An 18955-nucleotide genomic window follows, 5' to 3' on the forward strand; every position below is an offset into this window, starting at 1 on the left:
CTATTGTGGAAGCCACGTCGGAAGGCATGCGTATTCTGGTCGATGCCGATGCTTGTCCGGTCAAGGACGAAATCAAGCATGCGGCGGCAAAGCTCGGCGTACCCGTAGTGTTGGTCTCTTCATACGATCACATGCTGCGCGAAGAAGCCGGCGTGCAAGTAATAAGGGTTGATCGGGGCAAAGAAAGTGCCGATCTGTTTATCGTCAACCATTTGCGGGCAGGGGATTTGGTCGTCACGCAGGACTATGGCCTGGCTGCTCTGGTATTGGCAAAGCGGGCTTACGCGCTATCTGAACGAGGCGTCGTTTATGATGCAGACAATATCGAATTGCTGCTGGACCGCCGACACGTCAGTGCAAAAGTTCGCCGCGCGGGAGGCCGAACCAAAGGACCGAAAAAGTTTACGGCGGAGGATCGGGCGGCTTTTTCGGAAAAATGTTTAAAACTTTTACATGATTTGCAGGAGAAGCATTAGGTACAGCGAATATTATTTTCATTAGAAGGTGGTTATTATGAGTACGGAATACGGCAATATTCCGGAGGAAACGATCGATGCGGTGCTGACACAGCACGATATCGTCGAAACGGTTGGCAGACATGTACATCTGACCAAACAGGGGAAGTATATGAAAGGCCTATGCCCGTTCCATTCCGAAAAGACCCCTTCTTTTACGGTGACGCCGGATCGCCAAATCTTCTATTGCTACGGCTGCGGCATGGGGGGCAACGCCATCAAATTCAGGATGGAAATCGAAGGACTATCTTTCCCCGAAGCTGTGAAGATTATGGCGGAAGAAGCGCATATCCCTTTCCAAAGCACTTCCGGAAAGCCGGAATCGCCTCAAGACCGAGAAACCGGACGCCTTCTTCAGGCGTATGAATGGAGCGAAAAATTCTATCATTTTTTGTTAAAAAACACAGAGCACGGCCGTCCGGCGCTGGAATACTTGCGCGGGCGCGGTATCGGCGACAAAATGATCGACCAGTTCGGCATCGGATTTGCGCCGGATCGCTGGGATACGCTCGTCCAGTTCCTGGATAAGCGCTCATTCGATCTGACGGAAATGGAGAAGGGCGGTCTGATTTCAGCCAAGCAAAACGGAGAAGGATACGTTGACCGCTTTCGTGGACGGATTATGTTTCCGATCGCGAATCGAAGCGGCAAGACCATTGCTTTTGCCGGGCGCATACTCGGTGAAGGACATCCGAAATACGTGAACTCGCCGGAAAGCCGATTGTTTAACAAAAGTCGGGTGCTGTACAATTTCGGACAGGCGCGAAGCGCGATTCGGAAGCAACGTCAGGCGGTCTTATTCGAAGGTTACGGCGATGTGATCGCGGCTTGGGAAGCAGGCGTGCATAACGGAGTCGCCACGATGGGCACATCGCTTACCGAACAGCACGCAGCCATGATTAAAACGACGGCTGACGAAGTGCTTGTCTGCTACGACGGCGATAACGCAGGTCAGAATGCGGCGCTGAAAAGCATTCCGATACTGGAACAGGCAGGCTTGCAGGTGAAGATCGCCATGCTGCCGCCGGGCGTCGACCCCGACGATTATATTCGTTCCAACGGCGGCGATCGCTTTATCCGTCAGGTTGTGGAGGATGCGGCTTCGACCACGAAGTTCCGTTTGGCCAATCTGCGTCGCGGCCATCGTTTAACGGAAGAAAGCGGCCGGGTCGATTATGCCAGAGCCGCATTGCCGGTTATTGCCGCTCTAACTTCACCGACCGAGCGCGAAGTCTACCTGCGTGAATTGTCTTCCGAAGTCGATGTTTCCTTCGACAGCTTGAAGCAAGATTGCAATCTGATCCGTCAGGAGCAGAATAGACCCGCTCCAGGCCAAGGAGATCCGGGACCCGTTTACTCGGATTCCAAACAAGGCGGTCGCGGCGGACAGTATGGCGGCAGGGGCCGGGATCGTGGAGACTACGCGAACAAAGGCGGATACGGGAAGAAAGGAAACTTCGGAGGCGGCGGAGGAAATTATGGCAACGCCGAAGAAGATTTCTTCCCGCAAGAACGCCGGGCGCGTCCCAACCGTGATTTATTGCCTGCTTATCAGACGGCAGAGCGACGCTTGCTATTCTTAATGCTTCAGGACCGCCAAGCATCCGATTATGTGGAGCAGCGACTCGGAAACGAGTTCAATCTGCCCGAACATGCGGCCATATCCGCTTATCTTTATGCTTTTTACGCGCAGGACCGCGAGCCCGATAGCAGCCGCTTCATTTCTTCCTTGCAGGATGAGAAGTTAGAGAAGGCGGTTAGCGCCATCGCCATGATGGAGGGCCCGCGTGAGTGGAACGAGCAGGTACTCGACGATTGCATCCGGGAAGTCCGTAAGGTGCCCCAGTTGCGTGGAATTGAACGCAAGCGTGAAGATATGATGCGTGCCGAAAAAGATGGTGATTTCCTGCTCGCTGCTCAAATCGCAAGTGAAATCATAGCCCTGGAACGGCAATAGCGAACACGTTTTTTGGTTCGAAATCCGGGGAGGAGGGAGTCTCAGAATGGCGAATGAGCAACATACGGAATTGGAAGGCGAACTGACTCTCGACCAGGTGAAGGAACAATTGATCGAACTTGGCAAAAAAAGATCGCATCTCAGCTACAAAGAGATTGCCGAGAAATTGTCTCCGTTCGATCAAGATCCGGAACAGATCGACGAGTTCTATGAACAGCTAGGTGACCTGGGAATCGAAGTAGGAGACGAAAGCGACGAGGAAGAAGAACGTCCCCGTTCGAGAGGCGAACAAGAAGGCAGTGAGGAATCGGAATTCGAAGATGACCTTGCGCTTCCGCCGGGTATCAAAATCAATGACCCGGTACGGATGTACCTCAAAGAAATCGGGCGCGTTCCCCTGCTCTCTGCCGACGATGAAGTAGAATTGGCAAAGCGGATCAAAGAAGGCGATGAAGAAGCCAAGCGCCGTCTGGCGGAAGCGAATCTTCGTCTCGTCGTCAGTATTGCCAAACGCTATGTCGGAAGAGGGATGTTGTTCCTGGACTTGATTCAGGAGGGCAATATGGGCCTCATCAAAGCAGTGGAGAAATTCGACTACAAAAAAGGGTTCAAATTCAGTACGTATGCCACCTGGTGGATTCGCCAGGCCATTACCCGGGCGATCGCCGATCAGGCCCGGACCATTCGGATTCCCGTCCATATGGTCGAGACGATCAACAAACTGATTCGGGTCTCCCGCCAGCTGCTACAGGAGTTTGGCCGAGAGCCTTCGCCGGAGGAAATTGCCGCCGAGATGGAACTTAGCGTAGAGAAGGTCCGGGAGATCATGAAGATCGCTCAGGAACCCGTCTCGTTAGAAACTCCGATCGGCGAAGAAGACGACTCGCACCTCGGTGATTTCATTGAAGACCAGGAAGCATTGGCACCGGCGGATGCTGCTGCTTACGAGTTACTCAAAGAGCAGTTGGAAGATGTGCTCGATACATTGACCGACCGCGAGGAAAACGTGCTCAGATTGCGTTTCGGTCTGGATGACGGACGCACGCGCACGCTTGAAGAAGTCGGCAAGGTATTTGGAGTGACTCGCGAACGGATTCGTCAGATCGAAGCCAAGGCGCTTCGTAAGCTTCGTCATCCGAGCCGCAGTAAAAGACTCAAAGATTTCTTGGAATAATTGACCGATCAGACCGCCGGGGCGCTGCTCCGGCGGTCTTTTGCGTAATAGACAGTTTGTTGAATCGCTCGAAAGTCCCGACTATTCATGCAAAGCGCCCGATAGGCGTCCCGCGCTTTTTTGGTTACAATAAATAGGAATAGCCGCTTGGCGGCTTGCGTGTAATCGCAGCGAAGCGATTTGCCGATATAAAAATGAGAACGGCTTCAGCGGTGGTAACGGATAAAAGACTGGCCCTATAAGGAGGAACGCTTTTGGAACGGGAAAAAAAGAGAGTCATCATTATGGAAATCGAAAATTGGCGTAAGGGTAAACTTTTACCCGAACATTATTGCGATTTTTTGTTAAACTTATATGATGACGAGCAAACGCAGCCAAAGAAAAAAAGTACGTTGTCGGTTTCATCCCTACAACAGGGCAATTTTAAGCTGTGGGCACTCTCGTTTGTCAGCGTGGCTTTGATTTTTCTGATTGGATTTTATTTCCATGTTCTGGATTGGCCGTTTCAAGTGGCGGCGATCGCGGCGCTTGTCTCATTCTGCTACGGGCTCGGTACATACGCCAGGGGAAAAGCCTGGATGGGCGGTATGGGCGGGCAAATGCTGTATGCGGTCGGCAGCCTTGTATTACTTACCTTGGGGGCTTGGATGATTCGGTTGAATAATTGGCCTACAGAGATGTCCATGCTTGGCTTGATTGCCGCGTGTGCGGTTATATGGCTTGCGGTAGGGATGATCGTGCCGAGCGGACTGTTGCACTACAGCGGCTGGGGCGCTTTGATTCTGCTATATGCGAAGTTTTTCGGACAAATGAATCCCGGAGCTTCTTGGCCGATGCTGCAACTTTTGTGGCTGCCGCTTAGCGCGCTGTTGCTTTGGCTTAGCTGGCTTGCTCATCATAAAGCGAAGCGTTTTGCTTCCATTTACTTTGCGGTTGGGGTGACGCTCTGGTTCATGCCTGAGCTCGACAGCTTGCTGCTGCGTCAAAATGCACCGGATGGAATCATTTTGTACATTCTGGGGAAGTTGGCGTTGGCATTTATCTTCTTATTTATCTGGCGAAAAAAATGGATTGCGTGGGTGTCTGTATGAAATTATCACAACGATTGAACACGATTTGCAAACTGATTCCGCCCGGCAGCCGCCTGGCGGATATCGGTTCCGACCATGCGCTGCTACCGACGTGTGCCGTGCAGGAAGGACGAGTGGTTTCGGCTATTGCAGGAGAAGTGAATCGTGGGCCTTATGACGCTGCTGCGAAGCAAGTTGCAGAAGCGGGATTGCAAGACAAGATTGCCGTAAGACTCGGAGACGGATTGGCAGCGATTCAAGCGGGAGAAGCGGACGTGGTTACTATTGCAGGGATGGGTGGGGCCTTGATCGTTCGAATTTTGACTGAAGGAAAAGCGAAACTGGAAGGCGTAAGCCGTCTGATCTTGCAACCGAATGTAGGTGAAGACCTGGTTCGTCGCTGGCTGTTGGCAGAAGGTTGGCTACTTCGCGGCGAGACGATCCTTGAAGAAGACGGCAAAATTTACGAAGTGCTGACAGGCGATCGCAGTGAGTTGGCGGAAAAGGAAAATGCCAAGCTTTATGCGGATACAACTGTGGGAGAACCTTCGTTAACGCTCGACCGCGAGCAATTGCTCGATTTCGGTCCTTTTCTTGTGCGCGAGGCTTCACCTGTATTTCATAAGAAATGGATTGGCGAGATTGCCAAACTGGAGCGTGTTGCCGATTCAATGGGACGCTCGGATAGCGAGGATGCAAAAGGCAAGAAAGAAACGCTTGAACGTCATATCGAACGACTCAAGGAGGTGCTGGCATGCTTGCCAAAGGACAAACCGTCATTCAATTGATGGAAAAATTCGCGCCCAAATCGTTGGCTGTTGAGAACGATAAGATTGGCTTGCAGCTCGGCACATTGAATAAAGAAATTACCAAAGTGTTGGTTGCATTGGATGTCACACCGGAGGTGGTGGATGAAGCCATTGCGCTGGGCGCCAATCTGATCGTAGCCCATCATGCGATCATTTTCCGTCCTCTTGCCCATTTGCGTACGGATACGCCGACGGGAGCATTATACGAAAAGCTCATCAAGCATGATATTGCCGTTTACATCAGTCATACCAATCTGGATGTGGCGGAAGGCGGCATGAACGATTGGATGGCGAACCTGGTTGGAATCGTAGATCCAAAGCCGCTTGAGGAATTGCAGAGCGAGCAGCTGTACAAGCTGGTGGTCTATGTGCCGAAAAGCCATCATCAAGGCGTACTGGATGCGATTCTTGCTGCCGGAGCGGGAGACATCGGTAATTATTCGCATTGCAGCTTCAACACGGAAGGAACCGGAACTTTCCTGCCGGGCGATCAAGCCAATCCGCATGTGGGCAGCGTAGGCAAGTTGGAACGTGTAGAGGAAGTTCGGATCGAAACCGTTCTTCCGGAAAACCTGCGCTCCAAAGCCGTACAAGCGATGCTCAAAGCTCACCCTTACGAGGAGGCGGCTTATGACCTGTACGCATTGGAACAAAAGGGCAAAGCGTACGGGCTTGGACGTATTGGCAAACTGGCGGAACCGAAGACGTTGGCGGAATTGACCGAAGTCGTGAAAAAAGGCTTTGACGTGCCTGCGGCGCGCGTGGTGGGAGACCCGGAACGTTTGGTGAAAAAAGCTGCTGTGCTGGGCGGCTCGGGCAGTCGGTACATCCATCATGCGATTCGCCAAGGAGCGGACGTGCTGATTACCGGCGATATCGACTACCATACGGCGCATGACGCACTGATGGCCGGACTTGCGATTATTGATCCCGGACATAATTCGGAAAAAATCATGAAGCGCGAAGTCGCGGATCTGCTGGGTAAAATGCTATCCGAGAACGGCAGCGAAACAACCGTACACGCTTCGGAGCCAAACACGGAACCTTTCCGATTCGTGTAAAGAAAAAACACTTGTCACCTGCATTTTTTTGAGGTATACTAAATGCCGTTGCTTAAGGGAAGTTTAACAGACAATCGCCGGTGTCGCGTAAGGCGGCACGGGAGGAAAGTCCGGGCTTCGTAGGGCAGGATGCTGGATAACGTCCAGTCAGCGCGAGCTGAAGGATTAGTGCCACAGAAATGGACCGCCGATGGCCGCCTCCGGGCGTGCACAGGTAAGGGTGGAACCGGAGTGTAAGAGACTCCGAGGGGCGCTGGTGACTTCGTCCCTGGTAAACCCCATCCGGAGCAAGACCTAATGAAACGCAGTTCCCGGCTTTGCCGGAAACAGCCCTTGCCCGGGGTGCGTTTAGGTTGGTCGCTTGAGCCGTTTAGCAATAAACGGCCTAGACAGATGATTGTCGCTCAAAGCGGGAGGGTAGTTCCCGTCTGAACCGCAAAGCAGCACAGAACCCGGCTTACGGTAAACTTTCCGCACTGACGCAACCCGACAAGCTTCTTGATCGCCCGAGCAATCGGTTACGTTCAAGAAACGTGAAAATTGTTTGCACGAACAATCCGATCGGCGGCGTGCGCTTTCTTCGTTAACGAAGAAAGCGCACGCCGTTTTGCGTTGCGATCGTTTGATTCGCTACGCAACGAAGGTTTTGAAGTCGGCAAAGCGGTTAAGTAGAAAGTGAAAGGCTTGTTCGGGCGGATTGCGCGCGCAAATGTTGACGTCACGTCAGCAAATTCGCGGGAATATCGTTTTGAGAATAAAGATGTTGACGTTATGCTCACATTTTTGCTTCCAAAACGATCAAACGAGCTTTTTTATCGAAAAATGTGTGCAAAAGGTCAACTTTCTTTATTTTTTAGCTGTTTTCAGCGAAAAAAGTGATCGAATAGTCAACATTTTCCGAATATAGGGATAGGAAAGCAAAAGGACGCGAACGGTTCGCTTGCGACTCTGCGCATCGCTACCTCTGTAACCAGTTGCGAATGATCCGCTTGCGACTGTATGTGTCGCTGTCTTTGCAACTGATAACTATTGTTTATCAGTTAGCTTTATTGCCGGCTCGCCGGATGCTTTTGCTTAAAATTTATGCTACGATGGACGGAGCAAGAATTGGGTTTGCAGGGAAGCCCGGTTCGCGCCGAGCGCGCGATCAAATACCAAGGGGGAAACGCCGTTATGTCAGCGCCTAACGTACAGAAATTATGTGAATCGACCAGAGAAAAGTTGAAAGCCGCCAGTCTGAGAATCGAAGCTTTTTTGAATGAGTATTCGCTGCCCCAGCTTGCGGAGTCGCAGGACGAGGAAGAAGTTGCTTACTACAAGGGATTTTTGTCTGATCTTCGCCATCTGCTCGTGTTCTCGGAAACATCCTCCGAAAAAATCGGAGTGCTGCTTCGCCGGGCCAATTTCGATATCAATTCCGCGGAAGATACACTGTACAAGGTGTACCATAACGTCATCAATAGTTTCTTTTATCCGAAAAATGAATGTTATGCCGAAGATGGCCGTTACGCATATACCGGGCAAGAAGCGATTCGTTTCCGCAGGGCTATTGCCGCTCCAGCGCGTGAGATCATTCTCGACGTAACCAAAACATATGAAGAACTGCGTGATGATCTGGACTACTACGAGAGCGATTATTTGAGCCAGCGCCGGATGAGTGCACCACGCTCGTAAATGGACGGAATCCCGGATAACCGGTCCGTAAGTCCCTTTGCAAACCTGGTCTGTCGGGGCTAAGCTGGATTTAACACCGAGGAAGGGGAATGCTACCAATGATTATCGAACCGAAGACAGCCAAGCAGCTTATCGAATTCCAATGGATGGATAGCATGAATTTGGATAAGTCTTCTCTCAATAATATGGCACAGGGCAAGATCGACTCGTCTGTTTTTGCGGCGCTTTTACAGCAAAAAATGGAACAGTCCGGGACAAGTTCGATCTCCGCGGAAGAACTGCTCAAGACGCTTGCCGCTATTTCGTTGCCTGCCGATCAGGTGGATTCGCTTAAAAAAGGCGCGATGTCGCTAAACGGAGCGGCTTCGTTGGACAGCTCAAGCGCCAAGATCGAGATGCCCCAGGTATCCGAACCGACCGTAAGATCGGGCACGCCGAACACGGGAGCTGCCCAATACGCCGATATCGTACAAGCCGCAAGCGCCAAATACGGCATTCCGCAATCGCTGATCAACGGGATCATCGACGCGGAATCATCGTTCAATCCGAATGCGCAATCCGGCGCCGGAGCGAAAGGCTTGATGCAGTTGATGGACGGAACGGCTGCCGGACTGGGCGTAACGAATTCCTTCGACCCGGAGCAGAACATCAATGGCGGTTCCAGTTATATCGCTTCGATGTTGATTCGCTTCGGAGGTTCCCAGCGCTTGGCGCTTGCGGCCTATAACGCCGGACCCGGTACGCTTCAGCGTCTCGGAATCCGCACGGAAGAAGATTTGAATGCCAAGTTCGATCAACTCCCGCGTGAAACCCAGAAATATATCGGTCGGGTCGAATCCGCCCAGGCCAAATATATTTAAGCCACATAGGCGCCAGTCAGGCAAAGATCAAAAAGGGGCTGCGATACTCTCCCTTTTTGATCTTTTTGCTGTTTGGAAGAAAAGAAGTTGCGCGTTAAGATAGAAGAATCGACGTAAGGAAAGAAGGTTCAAGGCATGTTGAATTTTGATCACGCGGCTTCGACTCCGACTGCTCCGGATGTTATCCGCACTATGGCCGAGGTGATGGAGGCGCATAGCGGAAATCCGTCATCCATCCATCGCGGCGGCGAAGCGGCTTCGAAGCTGTTGGAGCGTTCGCGAGAAGTGTGTGCCGCTGCAATCGGAGGCGTGAAGCCTGGAGAGCTTGTGTTTACCTCCGGTGCTACCGAGAGTAACAATCTAGCCGTTAAAGGCATGATGCTGGGCCGTAACGATGGGAAAAAGCATATCGTGACTACAGCGATTGAGCATGCTTCCGTATATGAAAGTTGTCGGCAGTTAGAGCAGCTAGGCTTCGAAGTAACTTACGTACGGCCTGAAGCCGACGGTATCGTATCTTTTCACACCGTGCTTGCTGCTGTTCGCGAAGACACTGCACTGGTGAGTGTTATGCATGTAAACAACGAAACGGGTGCCGTACAGCCTATTGCGGAAATCGGCCGGCAGCTAAAAAGACTTCACCCGCGTGTTCGTTTTCATGTGGACGGGGTGCAGGGATTTGCTCAGCTCTCGCTTGATTTGAACGAAGCCGGCATTGATCTATACAGTTTGTCTGCTCATAAGATTCGCGGACCCCGGGGAGTCGGAATCCTGTATGTACGTGAGGGTGTTCGTCTATTCCCCCTATTTTCCGGAGGCGGGCAAGAAAGCGGCATACGGGCAGGCACGGAGAACGTTGCAGCTATTGTGGGCGCGGCGAAAGCTTTCCGTTTAGCGGCAGAAGGACGAACAGAGCGTGCCGGGAAAATGAATGCGCTGCGTGAGATGGTGGTAGCCGAAGTGAATCGACACGCCGGACTTCGATTGACCGAGCCGAAGCAATCATCGCCGCATATTATACATTTTACATTTTCGGGCTTGAAATCTCAGGTGATTCTGCATACGCTGGAAGAGCTTGGAGTGCAAGTATCCGCCCAATCGGCCTGCTCGGCCAAAACGGAGAAGCCAAGCCGCGTGCTGAGTGCGATGGGACGGGAACACGAAGAAGCAATATCCGGCATTCGGATTAGCTTGGGCGATGAGCATGGGCAATCCGAAGTTCGACAGCTAGTGAAAGTGATTGGCAGTGCCGTAGATCGTCTTGCACCGCTTGAGGGGAGAAAAAGATAAACCATGAAGAAGTATGATTATCTATTGCTTCGTTTTGGCGAAGTTACGCTTAAAGGGCGCAATCGCGCTCGTTTTGAAAAGGCAGCGGTCGAGCATGTTCGCGCGCTGATGCGTCCGTACCCGGACGCGAAAATCCGCCGTGAATTCGGACGGATTTATGTCGATCCCGGCAGCGAACCCGTAGAAACGTTAATTCCGATTCTGCAAAATGTATTCGGAATGACATCGCTCAGTCCTGTTCGCGCCGTGCAGCCGGAATTGGATGAAATTATCCGTGCAGCCGGAGAACTGATCGAAGACATGGAACTGGATCGGGAAACGACGTTCAAGACCAATGTTCGGCGGGTGTGGAAAGACTTCCCTTATTCCTCGCAGGAATCGAATCCGTTAGTCGCGACTCCGCTGCTTAAGCGTTTTTCGCTGCTGAAGGTGGATGTGCGCAATCCGGAATTGGAACTGCGTGTGGAGATCCGCGATAAAGCGGCTTACGTATACGGAGAAGTGATTCCCGGCGTAGGCGGCTTCCCGCTCGGAACGAACGGCAAAGCGCTGCTGCTTCTTTCCGGAGGGATCGATAGTCCCGTGGCGGGTTGGTCGGCGCTTCGGCGCGGGCTTGAGCTGGAATGTATCCATTTCCACAGCTATCCGTTCACGAGCGAAAAAGCCAAAGAAAAAGTGATTGATCTGGCGCAGGGGCTGGCGGAGTATGCAGGCAAGGTGCGTTTGCATATCGTGCCTTTTACCGAAGTTCAGACTTCTTTTACGCAAATGGGTCAAGATAATCTCATGATTACCTTGATGCGTCGGGCGATGCTGCGGATTGCGACCAAGGTCGCCGAACGCGAAAAAGCACTGGCGCTGGTAACCGGTGAAAGCCTGGGTCAGGTCGCTAGCCAAACGCTGCCGAGCATGAATGTGATTGAACGTGCGACCGAGTTGCCGATTCTGCGACCGCTCGTGATGACGGACAAGGATGAAATCATTCGCCTTTCGCGAAAGATCGGAACGTACGAGACATCCATTTTGCCCTATGAGGATTGCTGTACGTTGTTTGTTCCGAAATCGCCTACCACCAATCCGAATTTGCGTATCGTGAACAAGATCGAAGCGGTGACTCCGAATTTGGAACGTCTGATCGAAGAAGCGGCAGCCGGAACGGAAACGATCGAATTGTTGGCGGGCGGTGCCCGTTTGCGTCGTGAAGCAGCAGAAGCGGAAGCCGCGATCAAGCAGGACTGGTTCTGAAAAGGATGATTAAAGTTTTGCCTAATGACTGAATAAACAGCCGGAATATTCCGATAACAAAAGGGAAGGACGCGTTCGCGCGCTTCCTCTCCACGCAAGGCGACGTGAAAATTCCGCAAGGAGAGAGTCGGATGCCAAATAATAATAAGAAGGCTGTCGGGATTTTTATTTTAACTGCCGGACTCATCATTCTGTTGGGACAGTGGGGCGTGTTTGCTTTTCTCGGTCGCGTCTTCTGGCCACTTCTGATTTTGATACCCGGCGTAGCGTTGCATTTGGCTTTTGCGGCCCGTACGCTTCCGGCGTGGGCGCTTGTTCCGGGCGGTACGTTGACTGTATACGGAATCGTATTCTCATTGTGCAATACTTGGGGCTTTGGCTTGATCGAAGTGCTGTGGCCAGCCTTTGTGCTCGGTCCGGGCGTAGGTCTTTACGAGTACGCATTGCTGAATACGCAACGTCCGAAAGGGATTTATTACGCCTCGCTCGGTTTGATCGGCTTATCGATGATCTTGTTTATTTTCAGTCTGTTGGGTCCGTTTTTTCTTTACACATTCTCGATTATTCTGATTCTCGCGGGAGCCTGGTTGCTATTCTGGCCGGAATCCCAAAGCGGTAAACGCAGCGGATGGCGCAAAATGTAAAAAGGCTTGAAATTTCATGAAAATCATGTATAATCAAAGGGATTGAGGAGCGTCGGCGGGTTTGCCGGACGCTTCTTTTGTGAGAACCACGAGCATCCGTTTTTTAACATTTTTAATAGAGAAGGGAACATTCCATTCATGCATTCGAGAGAACAAATCCGCAATATCGCGATTATCGCTCACGTCGACCACGGTAAAACGACGCTGGTAGACAAACTGCTGCAACAATCCGGTATTTTCCGCGACCACGAGCATGTGCAGGAGCGCGCCATGGACTCCAACGATCTCGAAAGAGAACGCGGTATCACGATCCTGGCGAAAAATACGGCGATTACCTATAAAGATTTCCTGATTAACATTGTGGATACTCCGGGCCACGCCGACTTCGGCGGCGAAGTGGAACGGATCATGAAGATGGTTGACGGCGTTCTGCTCGTTGTCGATGCTTACGAAGGTTGCATGCCGCAAACTCGTTTCGTATTGGGCAAAGCTTTGGCGCACAACCTGACTCCAATCGTTGTCGTGAACAAGATTGACCGTCCGGCTGCCCGTCCTTCCGAAGTCATCGACGAAGTGCTCGACCTGTTTATCGAACTGGGCGCAAACGATCACCAACTCGATTTCCCTGTCGTGTACGCTTCCGCGTTGAACGGTACGTCGAGCCTTGACGCCGCGCAGCAAGACGACAACATGCAAGCGATGTACGACACCATCATCGAGAACATTCCGTCGCCAACGGAAAGCACGGAAGATCCGCTGCAATTCCTGGTAACGCTGATGGACTATAACGAATACCTGGGCCGTATCGCGATCGGTCGCGTTAACCGCGGCGTTATTCGTCAAGGTCAATCCGTTGCCGTTATGACGCGCGAAGGCGGCATGAAGCAAGCCCGTATCGAGAAGCTGTTCGGATTCCAAGGTCTGAAACGTACGGAGATCGAACAAGCCGGCGCAGGTGACATCATTGCAATCGCGGGGATCAAGGACATCAACATCGGCGAAACGATTGCCGATCCGCAAAATCCCGAAGCTCTGCCGGTCCTGAAGATCGACGAGCCGACCCTGCAAATGACGTTCCTCGTTAACAACAGTCCGTTCGCGGGCCGCGAAGGCAAATGGGTCACTTCCCGTAAATTGCGCGACCGTCTGTTCTTCGAACTGGAAACCGACGTCAGCCTGCGCGTTGAAGAAACCGATAGCCCGGATGCGTTTGTCGTATCGGGCCGCGGCGAACTTCACTTGGGTATCCTGATCGAAAACATGCGTCGCGAAGGCTACGAAATGCAAGTTTCGAAGCCGGAAGTTATCGTACGCGAAGTTGACGGTAAGAAAATGGAGCCTATCGAACGTCTCCTGATCGATGTGCCGGAAGAAAGCATGGGCGCGGTTATGGAAAGCCTTGGCATGCGCAAAGCCGAAATGGTGAACATGATCAATAACGGCACAGGCCAAGTTCGTTTGGAATTCCTGATTCCGGCTCGCGGTCTGATCGGTTACCGTACGAACTTCCTGACTCTGACTCGCGGCTACGGCGTAATGAACCATGCGTTCGATAGCTACGGCCCGCTGATCGGCGGTCAAGTCGGCGGACGTCACCAAGGCGTTCTGGTATCGACGGAAAACGGAAACTCGACACTGTACGGCATCCTCGGCGTCGAAGATCGCGGCACGCTGTTCGTTGAACCGGGCGCAGAAGTTTACGAAGGCATGATCGTTGGCGAGCACACGCGCGATAACGACATCGTCGTCAACATTTGCCGCGAAAAACAACTGACTAACGTACGTTCCGCAACGAAAGACGATACCGTTAAAATGAAGACGCCGCGCCTGTTCTCGTTGGAACAAGCTTTGGAATATCTGAACGACGACGAATATTGCGAAATCACGCCGAAAAACGTTCGTCTGCGTAAAAAGATCCTGCAAAAAGGCGAGCGCGAGCGTGCGGAGAAACAACGCAAGCAAGCTCAAGCGAACGCGTAAATTTTTAAAACAAAGCAAGCAATCGGTAACTTTTCCCGCTTCGCGGACGTCTTAACAGAAGACGTTTGATGAAGCGGTGAACAGGGTCCGCCGCCAAGGTGGCGTGCGGACCCTGTTTTCATTTGTGCGAAAGAACGCTTGCGTCTGTCGTACGGATCGTACAAGAGAAGGAGCTGGGTATGAAATGGGCAACACAACAGGCGGCGGTTTGCCGCCACGTTCAAGCGGTAACCGCGGACGTTCCAACGAAACGACTTCGCCTCGTCGAAGTTCAGGAGCTTCCGGTGGTAACGGCGGAGGACGTAAACCAACCCCAAAACGCAAAAAAAGCGGCGCCAAACGATTTTGGACGATTTTCGCTATTGTTTTTGTTTTATTGATCATAGGCACAGGCATGTACCTTGGATGGGTGTACCAAAAATCGCAATCGATCGGAACCGGAGGCGAACCTGCGAAACCGGCGAATACCCAACCGATCGCAATGGCTTTGCTCGGAACCGATTTCCGTTCGGAAACGGGATCGCATCTGACCGATGTCGTGATGGTCGCAGCCATGAATCCAAATACGAATACAGCTACGATCGTTTCGCTGCCGCGCGATACCCGTATTGAGCTTGAAGGCTACAAGGTTCGCAAGGTCAATGCGTATTATCCGACCTTCCTCGCTCAAGAGAAAAAAGGCGAGACCGAAGCGAAAGAAGCGATGCAGCGTATGCTCGGCAAATACTTTGATATCCCGCTCGATTATGTCACGGTGGTCAACTTCCAGAGCTTGCGGGATATCGTGGACGCGCTCGGCGGCGTCGACGTCGACGTTACGATGGATATGTGTTACAAAGATACGGCAGACGGTACGGATATCGATCTGAAAGCCGGGCTTCAGAAGCTTGATGGCAAAAACGCGCTGGACTATGTCCGTTATCGGAAAACGAACTGTAACCCGCCTACCGGGCCATCCGACGACTTTAGCCGTAACCAGCGTCAGCAACAGGTGATCGGTGCGATTATGGACAAGGTGCAGTCATTCAATGTGTTGACGAAGTCAGGTTCATTGATTGATGCGGTAGCCGACAACACGGATACCGATCTGGAAAACAAGCAGATTCTCAATCTGGTGAAAACCTATTGGGATATCCCGAAAGAAAATATCAGCTTCCCGAAAGTGACCGGAAACTGGAAAAGTCCGTATGTGTACATCAGCGATAGCGAACTTGCTGCTGCCAAACAAGCGCTTAAAGATGAATTGGCCGGTAACCACCAGCCTGCCGTACCTGCTGCCGGAGAATGATTGAATGCCTGATTCGCGATATGTTATAATGAGGCAAGCATTTAAAGATTCCGATCAGACGCCGTATAGGAGGCCATGTGATGTCCGAAGCCGTTACGCAAATGACCGAATTCCTGTTCACGCAGCTACAGAGTGATACATTCGCGCTGTTGGCTACCGTTGACGCTGAAACCAACGGCCCTACTTCCACGGCTATTTCCTGGTTATATGCCGTCAATCCGGCGACACTGCGATTTGCGGTCGATCATCGCTCGCGTCTGGTGCGCAACATGCTGGAAAATCCAAAGGTGACCCTTACCGTCTTTGGAGGCGAGAAAATGTTTGCCATCAACGGAACTGCGCGCGTCGCGCAAAATCCGCTTCAGGACGTTCCTTTTAAAATGTGTTGTTTCGATGTGGATGTCGAAGCTGTTCGAAACGCGCTGTTCTATGGCGCCCATCTGTCTTCGCCTCCTGAATATACCCGTGCGCTTGACCGACATGCCGCTGAATTGCTCGACAGCCAGGTCATGAGTGCCATGAAAAAAGCCTAGCGGCTCGCCGCAGGCTTTTTTGCCTTTATCCCATGTTCTTGAAAGGGGGTGGTGAACGGTTTCGATCAGTTCTTCTAGGATCGTCTGACGGTTCGATGAAGACTCGCGGTTCCACTAAGCCTCGGGAGGGATTTTTCGTGAAAAAGCTCTTTGTTCTCGACACCAACGTTCTGCTGCACGATCCCCGATCTATTTTTTCGTTTCAAGAACATGAAGTGGTCATTCCGGCTACCGTGCTGGAAGAGATCGATTCGAAAAAGAGGCTGGCTGACGAAATTGGACGCAATGCGCGCAGCGTATCGCGAGAATTGGACGCTTTGCGAGAACTCGGGCATTTGCACGACGGGGTTGCGCTTGAATCGGGCGGCACGCTCCGGGTTGAACTCAATCATCGCAGCTTCCAGACCATGCAGGATTTCTTCGGCGAAATGACGAACGATAACCGCATTTTGGCTGTTGCGCTCAATTATCATAAAGAACAGGAAGAGCTGCCGGAGGCCCAGCAACGTCTGGTTGTCATGGTGAGCAAAGACGTTCTGGTTCGAGTCAAAGCCGATGTGCTTGGCCTTGTCGCTCAGGACTACATGACAGATCGGGCCGCTGACCCGGACTCGCTCTACACAGGGTATGTACCCCTGATTGTGCCAGATGAGATCATCGATCGTTTTTACCGGGATAAATATTTGTTTGTCTCGGATGTCGGTGGCCCGGCTGAACGGCTTTACCCCAATGAATTTGCTATTCTCAAGGATGAAGGCGGAAGCAAGTCGGCACTGGTCAAGCTAAATGCGGATGCGAAGCGATTGGAGCCGTTGTTCCAGGGACATGATCCGGTATGGGGAATTGTCGCTCGGAACGCGCAGCAACGCATGGCTTTGGAACTTTTATTATCAGAAGACATTCCGCTGGTCACGATTACAGGCAAGGCTGGAACAGGCAAAACCTTGCTGGCCCTGGCCGCTGCTCTAACGAAGGTCGAAGACGAACGGAAGTATAAAAAGCTGCTGGTTGCGCGCCCTGTCGTCCCCATGGGCAAGGATATCGGCTATCTGCCGGGAGAAAAAGAAGAAAAGCTTCGTCCGTGGATGCAGCCTATTTACGATAACCTGGAGTTTTTATTCGATACCAAAAGCGCCGGGGATATCGATAAGATTTTGATGGGGATGGGCAGCATTCAAGTTGAAGCCTTGACTTATATCCGCGGGCGTTCGATTCCATCGCAGTTCATCATTATCGACGAAGCACAAAATTTGTCCCGGCATGAGGTCAAAACGATTATCTCGCGTGCCGGCGAAGGCAGTAAGATGGTGCTTGTTGGTGATCCGGATCAGATTGACCACCCCTATCTGGACGCAGCCAGTAACGGATTGACTTACGCGGTGGAGCAGTTCAAGTCGCAAAAGCTAGCGGGACATATCCACTTGGAAAAAGGCGAGCGTTCCAAATTGGCCCAGCTGGCAGCCGACCTCTTATAGAAGAAAGCTATGCAATCAAATTCCAAGAATCCGGGTTTTGCTACCGGATTCTTTTTTTGGTTAGAAAAAGGATCGTTTGGTACAATAGGGAAAGCAGGAAACGGAGGGGACAGAATTGAAGCGAAAAAACCATCTCGTGCTATTTGGCGTATTGCTGCTTGCTCTGATCAATCTGTCGCCGTCTTTGCCCGAGACTGCACAGACCGGACCGCGGAAGGAGCCGGATGAAGAGGCTGCCGCACTGCGAGGAGGAGAATCCCGGCAACCATTGCGCGAGATCGAAGTGTATACGATGATGGGCACGTCGGAGTTTGAATTCTTGCAAGCATTAAATGAAGAGTATCAGCAGCGATCCGGTGCAGTCGTTAATTTGGTGAATATTGCTCCCGAACAAGCTTATAAGACGTATCGTGAAGCTTATGCCACGGGCAGAGAGCCCGATGTGTTGATGCTGGACGGAGCCTGGGTTGCGGATTTCGCATCTTCCGGTCGCTTATTGCCCGCGGATTTATATGAGGGAGGCGTTGTCGCGGCTTCCGATTCGCTTCCGATTTCCGCAGCCTCAGTCGAATGGAACGGATACCGCTGGGGTGTGCCTCTTGATTTCGATCCGTACGGCGTTGTCTGGAACCCGAAACGATTTACCGCAACGTCAGGCGAACTGCCCCGGAATATAGAAGAATGGAAAACGTGGGAAGAAAACGAGAGCGCTGTCAAGACTATTGTTGGATTTCCGGGCGGAGACGTTCGTGCGTTTGCAGCTTTGATTGCTTTGTGGAAAGGCACAGAGGAAGAGCAGTCTGAACAATCTTTGGAGGAAGCGTTGGCGCTGGCTGATCGTTTGAGGGATCGGACCTACTTGAACGGAGTGTCCGCTCAGAGTGGACAATTGCCTTCTGGTTTTCGAACGCTGGTCGAATCTGACGAACTTCCGTTGGCTGTTGACCGATTATCTCGTTTGGGTTCGGAAGAGACTTCAACATTGCGACTAGCTCCAATCGCTTCTTCGTTCAAAACAGCAGCTTTACGTTGTCTGGGTATCGCGGCAAATAGCGACCGATCGCGGGAGTCGTCTCTTTGGATTGCCTACATAACGGGTCATGAAACTCAATCCTCTTGGTATCAATCCACGGGGCATTTGCCTATGTTACGGGCAATTTACGATGAACCGGCTTCTTTATCTTTGCAACGTTGGCTGCCGGATGCCCAAGTTGGCCGTTCTTCGGCAGACTCCAAAAAGACGGCTGCCAGGGAAGGTTCTTGGAGTCGGTCTTTAGAGCGTTTTTACGAAGGGACATTAGGGATTGAAGGACTTAGCGCATTTTTTCAGCCCTAAATTCAGTGCAAAATAAAACAAACGCCCTGCCTGATTTCGGCAAA

At 51.9% G+C, this 18955-nt stretch carries 16 protein-coding genes and 1 other RNA gene; all 17 read left to right on the plus strand.

Going from position 1 to position 18955, the window contains the following annotated elements:
* The first annotated feature begins 26 nt into the window (after nucleotides 1-26).
* The 17 genes from WKI47_RS09990 to WKI47_RS10070 all read left to right on the plus strand — a co-directional run bounded on the left by WKI47_RS09990 (nucleotide 27) and on the right by WKI47_RS10070 (nucleotide 18911).
* Entirely contained in the window at nucleotides 27-476 is a 450-nt protein-coding gene (locus WKI47_RS09990; protein WP_340227503.1) for a YaiI/YqxD family protein, read from the plus strand.
* A 37-nt stretch (nucleotides 477-513) separates the two neighbouring features.
* A complete protein-coding gene (gene dnaG / locus WKI47_RS09995) occupies nucleotides 514-2472 on the plus strand; it encodes a DNA primase (RefSeq protein ID WP_340226989.1) in 1959 nt (652 codons plus the stop codon).
* A 46-nt stretch (nucleotides 2473-2518) separates the two neighbouring features.
* Entirely contained in the window at nucleotides 2519-3646 is a 1128-nt protein-coding gene (rpoD, locus tag WKI47_RS10000) for an RNA polymerase sigma factor RpoD (RefSeq protein WP_340226990.1), read from the plus strand.
* A 254-nt stretch (nucleotides 3647-3900) separates the two neighbouring features.
* Entirely contained in the window at nucleotides 3901-4737 is an 837-nt protein-coding gene (locus WKI47_RS10005; protein WP_340226991.1) for a hypothetical protein, read from the plus strand.
* Nucleotides 4734-5504 carry a class I SAM-dependent methyltransferase gene (locus tag WKI47_RS10010; RefSeq protein WP_340226992.1) on the plus strand — a complete coding sequence of 257 codons (771 nt, stop codon included), beginning with the start codon at nucleotides 4734-4736 and terminating at the stop codon, nucleotides 5502-5504. Before WKI47_RS10005 ends, WKI47_RS10010 begins: the two co-directional genes overlap by 4 nt.
* Entirely contained in the window at nucleotides 5471-6586 is a 1116-nt protein-coding gene (locus WKI47_RS10015; protein ID WP_340226993.1) for a Nif3-like dinuclear metal center hexameric protein, read from the plus strand. The genes WKI47_RS10010 and WKI47_RS10015 overlap by 34 nt, the downstream gene beginning before the upstream one ends.
* Nucleotides 6587-6644: 58 nt before the next feature.
* An RNA gene (rnpB, locus tag WKI47_RS10020) (RNase P RNA component class A) lies at nucleotides 6645-7061 on the plus strand.
* 698 nt (nucleotides 7062-7759) lie between these two features.
* Nucleotides 7760-8260, plus strand: a complete 501-nt coding sequence (locus tag WKI47_RS10025; protein WP_340226994.1) for a DUF3907 family protein — start codon at nucleotides 7760-7762, stop codon at nucleotides 8258-8260.
* 98 nt (nucleotides 8261-8358) lie between these two features.
* Nucleotides 8359-9120, plus strand: coding sequence for a lytic transglycosylase domain-containing protein (locus WKI47_RS10030; RefSeq protein ID WP_340226995.1), 762 nt, complete (start codon nucleotides 8359-8361; stop codon nucleotides 9118-9120).
* A gap of 135 nt (nucleotides 9121-9255) precedes the next feature.
* Nucleotides 9256-10410 carry a cysteine desulfurase family protein gene (locus tag WKI47_RS10035; RefSeq protein WP_340226996.1) on the plus strand — a complete coding sequence of 385 codons (1155 nt, stop codon included), beginning with the start codon at nucleotides 9256-9258 and terminating at the stop codon, nucleotides 10408-10410.
* A gap of 3 nt (nucleotides 10411-10413) precedes the next feature.
* The gene (gene thiI, locus WKI47_RS10040; protein WP_340226997.1) at nucleotides 10414-11655 is read left to right on the plus strand and encodes a tRNA uracil 4-sulfurtransferase ThiI; all 1242 of its coding nucleotides are present in this window, start codon (nucleotides 10414-10416) and stop codon (nucleotides 11653-11655) included.
* A 131-nt stretch (nucleotides 11656-11786) separates the two neighbouring features.
* Nucleotides 11787-12299, plus strand: coding sequence for a hypothetical protein (locus WKI47_RS10045; protein WP_340226998.1), 513 nt, complete (start codon nucleotides 11787-11789; stop codon nucleotides 12297-12299).
* A gap of 138 nt (nucleotides 12300-12437) precedes the next feature.
* Entirely contained in the window at nucleotides 12438-14279 is a 1842-nt protein-coding gene (typA, locus tag WKI47_RS10050) for a translational GTPase TypA (protein WP_340226999.1), read from the plus strand.
* A gap of 184 nt (nucleotides 14280-14463) precedes the next feature.
* A complete protein-coding gene (locus WKI47_RS10055) occupies nucleotides 14464-15567 on the plus strand; it encodes an LCP family protein (RefSeq protein WP_340227000.1) in 1104 nt (367 codons plus the stop codon).
* Between the two features lie 80 nt (nucleotides 15568-15647).
* Nucleotides 15648-16100, plus strand: coding sequence for a pyridoxamine 5'-phosphate oxidase family protein (locus tag WKI47_RS10060; RefSeq protein ID WP_340227001.1), 453 nt, complete (start codon nucleotides 15648-15650; stop codon nucleotides 16098-16100).
* 137 nt (nucleotides 16101-16237) lie between these two features.
* Complete coding sequence (locus WKI47_RS10065; protein ID WP_340227002.1) at nucleotides 16238-17575, plus strand: PhoH family protein; 1338 nt, start codon at nucleotides 16238-16240, stop codon at nucleotides 17573-17575.
* A 115-nt stretch (nucleotides 17576-17690) separates the two neighbouring features.
* On the plus strand, nucleotides 17691-18911 hold the full coding sequence (locus WKI47_RS10070) for an extracellular solute-binding protein (RefSeq protein ID WP_340227003.1): 1221 nt from the start codon (nucleotides 17691-17693) through the stop codon (nucleotides 18909-18911).
* Nucleotides 18912-18955 lie beyond the last annotated feature (44 nt).

It is taken from the genome of Saccharibacillus sacchari, assembly GCF_037722395.1.
Taxonomy (GTDB): domain Bacteria; phylum Bacillota; class Bacilli; order Paenibacillales; family Paenibacillaceae; genus Saccharibacillus; species Saccharibacillus sacchari_A.